At 53.0% G+C, this 11,964-nt stretch carries 12 protein-coding genes; all 12 read left to right on the top strand.

The window, feature by feature from the left end; all coding sequences use genetic code 11:
* The coding region (locus tag LDK53_RS12830; protein WP_225287337.1) for a ribosome-recycling factor at nt 1-290 on the top strand (290 nt) is incomplete at its 5' end.
* Nucleotides 291-385: 95 nt separating this feature from the next.
* On the top strand, nt 386-1,585 hold the full coding sequence (gene ispC / locus LDK53_RS12825) for a 1-deoxy-D-xylulose-5-phosphate reductoisomerase (protein ID WP_225287336.1): 1,200 nt from the start codon (nt 386-388) through the stop codon (nt 1,583-1,585).
* Between the two features lie 186 nt (nt 1,586-1,771).
* Complete coding sequence (gene ispU / locus LDK53_RS12820) at nt 1,772-2,530, top strand: (2E,6E)-farnesyl-diphosphate-specific ditrans,polycis-undecaprenyl-diphosphate synthase (RefSeq protein ID WP_025756817.1); 759 nt, start codon at nt 1,772-1,774, stop codon at nt 2,528-2,530.
* Between the two features lie 12 nt (nt 2,531-2,542).
* Nucleotides 2,543-3,400, top strand: coding sequence for a phosphatidate cytidylyltransferase (gene cdsA, locus LDK53_RS12815; protein ID WP_025756818.1), 858 nt, complete (start codon nt 2,543-2,545; stop codon nt 3,398-3,400).
* A gap of 11 nt (nt 3,401-3,411) precedes the next feature.
* A complete protein-coding gene (rseP, locus tag LDK53_RS12810; protein WP_225287335.1) occupies nt 3,412-4,764 on the top strand; it encodes a sigma E protease regulator RseP in 1,353 nt (450 codons plus the stop codon).
* 31 nt (nt 4,765-4,795) lie between these two features.
* Nucleotides 4,796-7,213: an outer membrane protein assembly factor BamA gene (gene bamA, locus LDK53_RS12805; RefSeq protein ID WP_045285877.1), complete on the top strand. Its 2,418-nt coding sequence runs from the start codon at nt 4,796-4,798 to the stop codon at nt 7,211-7,213.
* 121 nt (nt 7,214-7,334) lie between these two features.
* Nucleotides 7,335-7,829 carry a molecular chaperone Skp gene (skp, locus tag LDK53_RS12800; RefSeq protein ID WP_023334576.1) on the top strand — a complete coding sequence of 165 codons (495 nt, stop codon included), beginning with the start codon at nt 7,335-7,337 and terminating at the stop codon, nt 7,827-7,829.
* Between the two features lie 3 nt (nt 7,830-7,832).
* Nucleotides 7,833-8,858 carry a UDP-3-O-(3-hydroxymyristoyl)glucosamine N-acyltransferase gene (lpxD, locus tag LDK53_RS12795; protein ID WP_047957784.1) on the top strand — a complete coding sequence of 342 codons (1,026 nt, stop codon included), beginning with the start codon at nt 7,833-7,835 and terminating at the stop codon, nt 8,856-8,858.
* A 102-nt stretch (nt 8,859-8,960) separates the two neighbouring features.
* Nucleotides 8,961-9,416, top strand: coding sequence for a 3-hydroxyacyl-ACP dehydratase FabZ (fabZ, locus tag LDK53_RS12790; protein ID WP_010426706.1), 456 nt, complete (start codon nt 8,961-8,963; stop codon nt 9,414-9,416).
* A gap of 3 nt (nt 9,417-9,419) precedes the next feature.
* A complete protein-coding gene (gene lpxA / locus LDK53_RS12785; RefSeq protein ID WP_025756822.1) occupies nt 9,420-10,208 on the top strand; it encodes an acyl-ACP--UDP-N-acetylglucosamine O-acyltransferase in 789 nt (262 codons plus the stop codon).
* A complete protein-coding gene (gene lpxB, locus LDK53_RS12780; protein ID WP_225287334.1) occupies nt 10,208-11,356 on the top strand; it encodes a lipid-A-disaccharide synthase in 1,149 nt (382 codons plus the stop codon). The genes lpxA and lpxB overlap by 1 nt, the downstream gene beginning before the upstream one ends.
* A complete protein-coding gene (gene rnhB, locus LDK53_RS12775) occupies nt 11,353-11,949 on the top strand; it encodes a ribonuclease HII (protein WP_025756824.1) in 597 nt (198 codons plus the stop codon). Before lpxB ends, rnhB begins: the two co-directional genes overlap by 4 nt.
* Nucleotides 11,950-11,964 lie beyond the last annotated feature (15 nt).

Raw genomic sequence — 11,964 nt, 5'->3', positions numbered from 1 at the left:
ACCCAAGCTCTGCAGGCGCTGACATCCGCGTTCCGCTGCCTCCGCTGACCGAAGAGCGTCGTAAAGACCTGATCAAAGTGGTGCGTGGTGAAGCTGAGCAGGGTCGTGTTTCCGTCCGTAACGTGCGTCGCGACGCGAACGATAAAGTTAAAGCGCTGCTGAAAGAAAAAGAGATCAGTGAAGATGACGATCGTCGTTCCCAGGACGATATTCAGAAAATGACTGACGCTGCCATCAAGAAAATTGATGCGGCGCTGGCAGATAAAGAAGCGGAACTGATGCAGTTCTGATTTCTGTCGTACACTGATAAACGCCGTTCAGAGGGACTTCGGGTCTTGCTGGCGGCGTTTTGCTTTTATCTGGTCTAACTTTTTTCGGGCATCTCATGAAGCATTTAACTCTCCTCGGCTCAACCGGATCTATTGGTTGCAGCACTCTCGACGTTGTTCGCCATAATCCTGAACTTTACACCGTGACAGCACTGGTGGCCGGTAAGAATGTGCAGCGAATGGTCGAGCAGTGTCTGGAGTTTACGCCCCGTTATGCGGTGATGGATGATGAAGAGAGTGCCCGCCAGGTAAAGGCACTGCTGCAGGAGAAGGGCGGTCGTACCGAGGTCCTGAGCGGCCAACAGGCCGCCTGCGAGATGGCTGCGCTGGGTGATGTTGATCAGGTCATGGCGGCCATTGTCGGCGCGGCCGGACTGCTGCCGACGCTTGCCGCGATTGATGCCGGTAAAGACGTTTTGCTGGCCAATAAAGAGTCGCTGGTCACCTGCGGACGCCTGTTTATGGACGCGGTGAAGCAGCGCGGCGCGCGTCTTTTGCCCGTCGACAGCGAGCACAACGCGATTTTTCAGAGTTTACCGCAACCTTTTCAACAGAACCTGGGGTACGCTGACCTTGAGCAGAATGGCGTGGTATCTATTCTGCTTACCGGGTCTGGTGGCCCGTTCCGTGAAACGCCACTGTCTGAACTGCGTGTAATGACGCCGGATCAGGCGTGCCGCCATCCGAACTGGTCGATGGGGCGTAAAATCTCCGTTGACTCTGCCACCATGATGAACAAAGGTCTGGAATACATTGAAGCGCGCTGGCTGTTTAATGCGTCAGCGAAACAGATGGAAGTACTGATTCACCCGCAATCGGTAATTCACTCGATGGTACGTTATCAGGATGGCAGCGTGCTGGCCCAGTTGGGCGAGCCGGATATGCGTACGCCTATCGCACATTCCATGGCGTGGCCGAATCGGGTGAAATCCGGCGTGAAGCCGCTTGATTTCTGCAAGCTAAGTTCCCTGACATTCAGTGAACCAGACTATGACCGCTATCCTTGTCTGAAGCTTGCGATGAATGCCTTTGACCAGGGGCAGGCGGCGACGACGGCACTGAACGCAGCCAATGAAATTACTGTTGAAGCATTTCTGAATCAGCAGATCCGTTTTACCGATATCGCATCGTTAAATTTATCGGTACTGGAGAAGATGGATTTGCGCGAACCACAAAGCGTGGAAGAGGTGCTGGCGGTGGATACAGCTGCACGTGATATTGCGCGCCACCAGGTGACACGTCTCGCAAGCTGGTGATAAAGCAAGCACTAGTCGTCGTGCTATTTGTTAGCGTTGGGCTTCAGTGATATAGTCTGCGCCACCTGATCGCAGGTATTTGACTTTAAGTGGTCAGGTAAGCCGTGGTTTGACACGGCTTTTTTATGTATAGGCTTCAGTATTCCTGAGTACCGTTAAATCCTTTTCAGGGACAAAAAACGCGTTATGTTGTCTGCGAATCAACCAATAAGCGAAAACTTGCCAGCTCATGGCTGCCGTCATGTAGCAATCATTATGGATGGCAATGGCCGCTGGGCGAAAAGACAAGGGAAGATACGAGCCTTTGGGCATAAAGCTGGGGCGAAATCGGTTCGCCGCGCCGTTTCTTTTGCCGCCAATAACGGCATTGATGCGTTAACGCTCTATGCTTTTAGCAGTGAAAACTGGAATCGACCGCAGCAGGAAGTGACCGCGTTGATGGAATTGTTTGTGTGGGCGCTAGACAGCGAAGTAAAAAGCCTGCACCGCCACAATGTCCGCCTGCGTATCATTGGCGATACCAGTCGTTTTAACTCACGTTTGCAGGAACGAATTCGTAAGGCTGAAGCGCTGACTGAAAATAACACCGGTCTGACGCTGAATATTGCGGCGAATTACGGCGGACGCTGGGATATTATCCAGGGCGTTCGGCATCTGGCCGAGCAGGTTCAGGAAGGGCTGTTGAGACCCGACCAAATTGATGAAGAGGCGCTGAGCAAGCAAATCTGCATGAATGAACAGGCGCCTGTGGATTTGGTAATTAGGACAGGGGGAGAACATCGCATAAGTAACTTTTTGATATGGCAAATTGCCTATGCCGAACTTTACTTTACAGATGTTCTTTGGCCCGATTTTGATGAACAAGACTTTGAAGGTGCGCTGCATGCCTTTGCCAATCGAGAGCGTCGTTTCGGCGGCACCGAGCCTGGTGGCGACAAAGCCTGATGGGGGTAGCTTTTGCTGAAGTATCGCCTGATTTCCGCTTTTGTATTAATACCCATTGTCATTGCGGCGCTGTTTTTACTGCCCCCAGTGGGATTCGCTATTGTTACGCTGGTGGTGTGCATGCTCGCCGCGTGGGAATGGGGACAGTTTAGCGGCTTTACTTCGCGCAGTCAGCGAGTATGGCTTGCGGTACTCTGTGGCTTCATTCTGGCCATAATGCTGTTTACGTTGCCTGAATATCACCATGATATCCATCAACCGCTGGTTGCCGGCTCCTTGTGGATATCTCTGGCCTGGTGGGTTGCAGCGCTACTGCTGGTGCTGTTTTATCCTGGCTCTGCGGCGCTATGGCGTAATTCAAAAGTGCTGCGACTGATTTTTGGCTTGCTCACCATTATTCCCTTCTTCTGGGGGATGGTCGCGCTGCGCGCCTGGCACTACGACGAAAACCACTACAGCGGTGCGATCTGGCTGCTTTATGTGATGATTCTCGTCTGGGGGGCTGACTCCGGGGCCTATATGTTTGGTAAACTGTTTGGCAAACATAAACTGGCGCCGAAGGTTTCTCCGGGCAAAACCTGGCAAGGCTTCATCGGCGGCTTGTTTACGGCAGCAATTATCTCCTGGGGCTACGGCGTCTGGGCGAATCTGGAAGTGGCACCGTCAATACTGCTGGTGTGCTCGATTTTTGCTGCGCTTGCCTCGGTGCTCGGTGATTTAACCGAAAGTATGTTCAAGCGTGAAGCAGGGATTAAGGACAGCGGACACCTGATTCCAGGGCATGGCGGTATACTGGATCGCATTGATAGCCTGACAGCGGCTGTTCCAGTGTTTGCTTGCTTGCTTTTACTGGTATTCGGGACGATTTAACGGAAGGTTTTATGCTGAGCATTCTCTGGAATCTGGCGGCGTTCATTGTTGCACTGGGTGTGCTGATTACCGTGCATGAATTTGGCCATTTCTGGGTTGCTCGCCGTTGCGGTGTGCGGGTAGAGCGGTTTTCCATCGGTTTTGGCAAATCGCTCTGGACGCGCACCGACCGTCACGGTACGGAGTTTGTCATCGCCCTCATCCCGCTGGGCGGCTACGTCAAAATGCTCGACGAACGCGTTGAGCCTGTCGCCCCTGAGCTGCGACACAGCGCCTTCAACAATAAAACAGTTGGACAACGCGCCGCCATCATTGCTGCCGGACCGGTAGCTAACTTCATCTTTGCTGTTTTCGCTTACTGGCTGGTGTTTATCATCGGCGTCCCCGGCGTGCGTCCGGTAGTGGGTGAAATAGCGCCCAACTCCATTGCGGCGAGTGCGCAAATTACATCCGGGATGGAACTTAAAGCGATTGATGGCATCGAAACCCCTGATTGGGATACCGTGCGACTGCAGCTGGTAGCCAAAATTGGCGATCCGCAGACCACCATCAGCGTATCGCCGTTTGGTTCAGACACGCGCCAGGACAAAGTGCTCGATTTACGTCACTGGCGTTTCGAGCCAGACAAAGAGGATCCCGTCGCTGCGCTGGGCATTCGTCCACGTGGTGCACAGATCGAGCCGGTGTTAGCCGAAGTACAGGCAAATTCGGCCGCGAGCAAAGCAGGTTTGCAAGCAGGCGACAGGATCGTTAAAGTCGATGGTCAACCATTAACAGAGTGGATGACCTTTGTTACTCTGGTGCGCGATAATCCGGGAACGTCTCTCGCGCTGGAAGTTGAAAGGCAAGGCAGTCCGCTTTCGCTGACGCTGATCCCGGATACGAAGTCGGTCGGCAAAAAGGCAGAAGGGTTTGCAGGCGTAGTGCCAAAAGTGATCCCGCTGCCAGATGAGTACAAGACAATACGCCAGTATGGGCCGTTCAGTGCCATCCTTGAAGCCACGGATAAAACATGGCAACTGATGAAACTGACGGTCAACATGTTGGGGAAATTGATAACCGGTGACGTGAAACTGAACAACCTCAGTGGGCCAATTTCGATTGCCCAGGGGGCTGGGATGTCAGCGGAATTCGGGGTGATTTACTATCTCATGTTCCTCGCGCTCATTAGCGTGAACCTTGGGATAATCAACCTGTTCCCGCTTCCCGTTTTAGACGGGGGTCATCTGCTGTTTTTAGCGATTGAAAAGCTAAAAGGCGGACCGGTATCCGAGCGAGTTCAAGACTTTAGTTATCGCATTGGCTCGATTTTGCTGGTGCTGTTAATGGGGCTTGCACTTTTCAATGATTTCTCTCGGTTGTAAGAGAGTTAGTTAGGAAGAACGCATAATAACGATGGCGATGAAAAAGTTGCTCATAGCGTCGCTGCTGTTTAGCAGCGCCACCGTATACGGTGCTGACGGGTTCGTAGTGAAAGACATTCATTTCGAAGGCCTTCAGCGTGTCGCCGTTGGTGCGGCCCTCCTCAGTATGCCTGTGCGCCCCGGCGATACGGTTAATGATGATGACATCAGTAACACCATCCGTGCTCTGTTTGCCACCGGCAACTTCGAGGATGTCCGCGTCCTGCGCGATGGTGATACCCTGCTGGTACAGGTAAAAGAACGTCCAACGATCGCCAGTATCACTTTCTCCGGTAACAAGTCGGTGAAAGATGACATGCTCAAGCAGAACCTTGAAGCATCCGGTGTTCGTGTGGGGGAATCTCTGGACCGCACAACCCTTTCAGACATTGAAAAAGGTCTGGAAGACTTCTACTACAGCGTCGGTAAATACAGCGCCAGCGTGAAAGCGGTGGTGACGCCACTGCCACGTAACCGCGTTGACCTGAAACTGGTCTTCCAGGAAGGTGTTTCAGCGAAGATCCAGCAGATTAACATTGTCGGTAACCACGCGTTCAGCACCGACGAACTGATCTCTACTTTCCAGCTTCGTGACGAAGTGCCGTGGTGGAACGTGGTGGGCGATCGCAAATACCAGAAACAGAAACTGGCGGGCGATCTTGAAACCCTGCGCAGCTACTATCTGGATCGTGGCTATGCGCGTTTCAACATTGACTCGACTCAGGTCAGCCTGACGCCGGACAAGAAAGGTATCTACATTACGATTAACATCACTGAAGGCGATCAGTACAAGCTTTCGGGTGTTGAAGTGAGTGGTAACCTGGCGGGGCATTCTGCTGAAATCGAATCGCTGACCAAAATTCAGCCAGGCGATCTCTACAGCGGCTCCAAAGTCACCAAAATGGAAGACAGCATTAAGAAGCTGCTCGGCCGTTATGGTTATGCCTATCCGCGCGTACAAACGCAGCCGGAAATCAACGATGCGGATAAAACCGTTAAGCTGCACGTTAACGTTGATGCGGGCAACCGTTTCTACGTGCGTAAGATCCGCTTCGTCGGTAACGACACCTCCAAAGACTCCGTTCTGCGTCGCGAAATGCGTCAGATGGAAGGCGCATGGTTAGGTAGCGATCTCGTTGATCAGGGTAAAGAGCGTCTGAACCGTCTGGGCTATTTTGAAACGGTTGATACCGATACCCAGCGCGTACCGGGCAGCCCGGACCAGGTTGATGTCGTTTATAAAGTGAAAGAGCGTAATACCGGTAGCTTCAACTTCGGTGTGGGCTACGGTACTGAAAGCGGCGTGAGCTTCCAGGTCGGAGTACAGCAGGATAACTGGCTGGGTACGGGTTACTCTGTGGGTATTAACGGTACCAAAAACGACTACCAGACCTACTCGGAGTTCTCTGTCACTAACCCATACTTCACCGTTGACGGTGTGAGCCTGGGCGGTCGTATCTTCTATAACGACTTTAAAGCGGACGATGCGGATCTGTCTTCGTACACCAACAAGAGTTACGGTGTGGACGGTACGCTTGGCTTCCCGGTTAACGAATACAACACCCTGCGTGCGGGCTTAGGTTACGTGCATAACGACCTGTCCAATATGCAACCGCAGGTGGCCATGTGGCGTTACCTGGATTCTATTGGCCAGTCAGCGAGCAAAAACAGCGATAACAACGGTTTTGCGGCGGATGACTTCACCTTCAACTATGGCTGGACTTATAACCGTCTCGACCGTGGCTACTTCCCAACGGAAGGTTCTCGCGTCAACCTGAACGGTAAAGTTACCGTGCCGGGTTCCGATAACGAGTTCTATAAGGTCACTCTGGATACCGCGTCCTACTTCCCGATCGATGACGATCATAAGTGGGTGGTTCTGGGTCGTACCCGTTGGGGCTATGGTGATGGCTTAGGTGGCAAAGAACTGCCATTCTATGAAAACTTCTATGCGGGTGGTTCCAGCACCGTTCGTGGCTTCCAGTCCAACAACATTGGTCCGAAAGCGGTTTACTACGGCGGGAACGACAAAGATAACTGCGATAAGTCCTCCTCATCTGAAGTCTGTAGTTCTGATGATGCGGTGGGCGGTAACGCGATGGCCGTTGCCAGCCTGGAGTTCATCACCCCAACGCCGTTTATCAGTGATAAATACGCGAACTCCGTCCGTACGTCCTTCTTCTGGGATGCCGGTACGGTGTGGGATACCAACTGGGAGAATACGGCCCAGATGCGTGCGGCAGGTGTTCCAGACTACAGCGATCCGAGCAATATTCGCATGTCTGCCGGTATCGCATTACAATGGATGTCACCGCTGGGGCCGTTGGTCTTCTCTTACGCCCAGCCGTTTAAGAAATATGATGGAGATAAGTCGGAGCAATTCCAGTTTAACATTGGTAAAACCTGGTAATAATCCGCTGCAAAGGAATGCGTTGGCAGTGTAGCGCTGACAACTGGCGATCGGTAAACGGTCGCCTTGCCACGCAAAGAACGGTACCTTCTGGTGCCAATGGGATGGTAAGGAGTTAATTGTGAAAAAGTGGTTATTAGCTGCAGGTCTCGGTTTAGCGATGGCAACTTCTGCTCAGGCAGCAGACAAAATTGCAATCGTCAACATGGGTAATTTGTTCCAGCAGGTTGCACAGAAAACTGGTGTTTCTGCGACTCTGGAAAACGAATTCAAAGGCCGTGCAAGCGAACTGCAGGGTATGGAAAACGATCTTCAGTCCAAAATGCAGCGTCTGCAGCGTGATGGTTCTACCATGAAAGCAAGCGACCGCAGCAAACTGGAAAAAGACGTAATGGCTCAGCGCCAGGCGTTCTCCCAGAAAGCGCAGGCTTTCGAGCAGGATCGTCAGCGTCGTTCTAACGAAGAACGTGGCAAGCTGGTGACTCGCATTCAGACCGCTGTTAAAGCAGTGGCTGCCGATCAGAGCATCGATCTGGTTGTTGATGCGAACGCCGTTGCTTTCAACAGCAGCGATGTTAAAGACATCACCGCTGATGTTCTGAAACAGGTTAAATAAGTAATGCCTTCAATTCGACTGGCTGATTTAGCTCAGCAGTTGGATGCAGAATTACACGGTGATGGCGATATCGTCATCACCGCTGTTGCGTCCATGCAATCTGCTAAAGCTGGCACGATTACCTTCATGGTAAGCCCTAAGTACCGTGAGCAACTGGCTCAATGCCAGGCGTCAGCTGTTGTTCTGACGCAGGACGATCTTCCGTTTGCCACTAGCGCGGCACTGGTAGTGAAAAATCCCTACCTGACGTATGCACGCATGGCTCAAATTCTTGATACCACGCCGCAGCCGGCCCAGGACATTGCTGCCAGTGCAGCGATTGATCCGACGGCGCAGTTGGGTAACAACGTCGCCGTGGGCGCTAATGCGGTTATTGAGTCCGGCGTCGTGCTGGGCGATAACGTCGTCATTGGCCCGGGTTGCTTCGTTGGGAAAAATACGAAAATCGGCGCGGGGACCCGTTTATGGGCCAATGTGTCCGTTTATCATGAAGTTGAAATTGGCGAAAATTGCCTCGTCCAGTCCAGCACCGTGATTGGTTCTGATGGCTTTGGTTACGCTAACGATCGGGGTAATTGGGTTAAGATCCCACAACTGGGTCGCGTTATCATTGGCGATCGCGTGGAGATCGGCGCCTGTACCACCATTGACCGTGGCGCGCTGGACGATACCATCATCGGCAATGGTGTTATCATCGATAACCAGTGTCAGATTGCGCATAACGTTGTGATTGGCGACAATACCGCGGTTGCGGGGGGCGTCATCATGGCTGGCAGCCTGAAAATTGGCCGTTATTGTATGATTGGCGGCGCAAGCGTGATTAATGGCCACATGGAAATATGCGACAAGGTGACGGTGACGGGTATGGGCATGGTAATGCGTCCCATCACTGAACCTGGCGTCTATTCCTCAGGCATTCCGCTGCAACCCAACAAGGTATGGCGTAAAACAGCAGCTCTGGTGATGAACATTGATGATATGAGCAAGCGCCTCAAGTCCCTTGAGCGCAAGATCGATCAACAAGACTAAGCGTCATCCGTTTAACGCTATTTTTCCCGGCCTGTCGGCTTTCTAATAAACCGGCAGGCCGTGTTATTATTGTTATCAGTACATTTTGACAGGAAGAGTATTTTGACTACTGACACTCATACTCTGCATATTGAAGAGATTTTAGAACTTCTGCCGCACCGCTACCCGTTTCTGCTGGTAGACCGTGTGCTGGACTTTGAAGAAGGTCGTTTTCTGCGCGCAGTGAAAAATGTTTCCGTGAATGAGCCGTTCTTCCAGGGACACTTCCCGGGGAAACCCATCTTCCCGGGCGTGTTGATCCTCGAAGCTATGGCACAGGCTACCGGTATTCTGGCGTTTAAAAGCGTTGGTAAACTGGAGCCAGGTGAACTGTATTACTTCGCGGGTATCGATGAAGCACGCTTTAAGCGTCCTGTCGTGCCTGGTGATCAGATGATCATGGAAGTCACTTTTGAAAAAACGCGTCGTGGCCTGACTCGCTTCAAAGGCGTAGCGCTGGTTGACGGCAAAGTTGTTTGCGAAGCGACAATGATGTGTGCTCGTAGCCGGGAGTCCTGATACGTGATTGATAAATCCGCCTTTATTCATCCTACCGCCATTGTGGAAGTGGGTGCCATCATTGGTGCTAACGCCCACATTGGTCCGTTTTGTATTGTTGGACCCCATGTCGAAATTGGTGAGGGTACAGTACTGAAATCTCACGTTGTGGTGAATGGTCACACGACCATCGGCTGCAATAACGAGATCTATCAGTTCGCCTCCATCGGCGAAGTTAACCAGGATCTTAAATATGCTGGTGAGTCGACCCGTGTGGAAATCGGCGATCGTAACCGTATTCGCGAAAGCGTCACCATTCATCGTGGAACAGTACAGGGTGGTGGGTTGACGAAGGTGGGCAGCGATAACCTGTTTATGGTTAATGCGCATATCGCGCACGACTGTACCGTGGGTGACCGCTGTATTCTTGCCAACAATGCCACGCTGGCAGGACACGTATCGGTTGATGACTTCGCAATTATTGGCGGCATGACCGCAGTCCATCAGTTCTGCATCATTGGTGCGCACGTGATGGTCGGTGGATGCTCCGGTGTGGCGCAGGACGTCCCACCTTATGTGATTGCGCAGGGCAACCATGCCACGCCGTTTGGCGTGAACATCGAAGGCCTCAAGCGTCGTGGTTTTAGCCGCGAAGCGATTACTGCCATCCGCAACGCGTACAAACTGCTGTACCGTAGCGGTAAAACGCTGGAAGAGGCGAAGCCGGAAATTGCCGAACTGGCGAAAAAGCACCCGGAAGTGAACGCGTTCATGGAATTCTTTGACCGTTCCACGAGGGGTCTGATTCGTTAATGGTCGACAGTCGTCCGCTTACGATAGCCCTGGTCGCCGGAGAAACCTCCGGCGATATTCTTGGTGCAGGTCTCATCCGCGCGCTGAAGGCGCGTGTCCCTGACGCACGCTTTGTGGGCGTTGCTGGCCCGCTGATGCAGGCCGAAGGCTGTGAAGCCTGGTACGAAATGGAAGAGCTGGCCGTGATGGGCATCGTTGAGGTGCTGGGGCGGTTACGCCGTTTACTGCATATTCGTGCCGATCTCACCCGCCGCTTTACCGAGCTCAAACCCGATGTCTTTGTCGGTATTGATGCGCCTGATTTCAACATTACCCTCGAAGGGAATCTGAAAAAGCAGGGCATTAAAACCATTCACTACGTCAGTCCGTCCGTCTGGGCGTGGCGACAGAAACGTGTTTTCAAAATTGGGCGGTCCACCAACCTGGTGCTGGCTTTCCTGCCTTTCGAAAAAGCGTTTTACGATAAATTCAATGTTCCGTGCCGTTTTATCGGACATACCATGGCGGATGCGATGCCGCTGGATCCGGATAAAAACGCGGCGCGTGACGTGCTGGGTATCCCGCATGATGCGCACTGTCTGGCACTGCTGCCGGGCAGTCGTGGCGCAGAAGTGGAGATGCTTAGCGCGGACTTCCTGAAAACCGCGCAAATTCTGCGCAATACGTATCCCGATCTCGAAGTGGTTGTGCCGCTGGTTAATGCTAAACGCCGGGAGCAGTTTGAGCGTATTAAAGCCGAGGTTGCACCGGATCTCCACATTCATCTGTTGGATGGAAAAGGCCGTGAGGCGATGGTTGCGAGCAATGCCGCGCTGCTGGCCTCCGGTACGGCAGCCCTGGAGTGCATGCTGGCAAAATGCCCGATGGTGGTAGGCTATCGCATGAAGCCGTTCACGTTCTGGCTGGCAAAACGTCTGGTGAAAACGGAGTATGTCTCCCTGCCAAACCTGCTTGCCGGGCGCGAGCTGGTGAAAGAACTGCTGCAGGATGAGTGTCAGCCTCAGGCGTTGGCCGATGCGTTGTTACCGCTGCTCGCCAACGGCAAGACCAGCCACCAGATGCATGATACGTTCCGCGAACTGCATCAGCAGATCCGCTGTAATGCCGATGAGCAAGCGGCTGATGCGGTGCTGGAGTTAGCAAAATGATGGAATTTGTTTATCCTCACACCCACCTTGTGGCGGGCGTGGACGAAGTCGGTCGTGGTCCGTTAGTGGGGGCTGTAGTGACCGCTGCGGTGATCCTCGATCCGGCCCGTCCGATTATCGGGCTGAACGACTCTAAAAAATTGTCCGAAAAGCGGCGACTGGCGCTGTTTAGTGAGATTCAGGAGAAGGCGCTGGCCTGGAGCCTTGGACGTGCTGAGCCGCATGAAATAGACGAGCTGAATATTCTGCATGCCACGATGCTGGCGATGCAGCGTGCGGTCGCAGGTCTGAAAATTGCGCCTGAATATGTCCTGATTGACGGCAACCGCTGTCCGGCATTGCCCATGCCTTCCATGGCGGTTGTCAAAGGCGATAGTCGGGTCGCGGAAATCAGCGCAGCTTCTATTATTGCCAAAGTGACACGCGACGCCGAAATGGCCGCGCTGGATCTCACTTACCCTCAGTATGGCTTCGCCCAGCATAAGGGCTATCCTACAGCTTTCCATCTGGAAAGACTGGCTGAACATGGCGCAACCGAACATCACCGGCGCAGTTTTGGCCCGGTGAAACGCGCGCTGGGACGGGTGTCCTGAATCAATACGCAAGCA

Origin of the sequence: Enterobacter sp. K16B, assembly GCF_020216105.1 — a bacterium.
Classification (GTDB): Bacteria; Pseudomonadota; Gammaproteobacteria; order Enterobacterales; family Enterobacteriaceae; genus Enterobacter; species Enterobacter sichuanensis.
The sequence above is the reverse complement of the archived record's forward strand: the minus strand, read 5'-3'. Positions and strand labels throughout refer to the sequence as shown.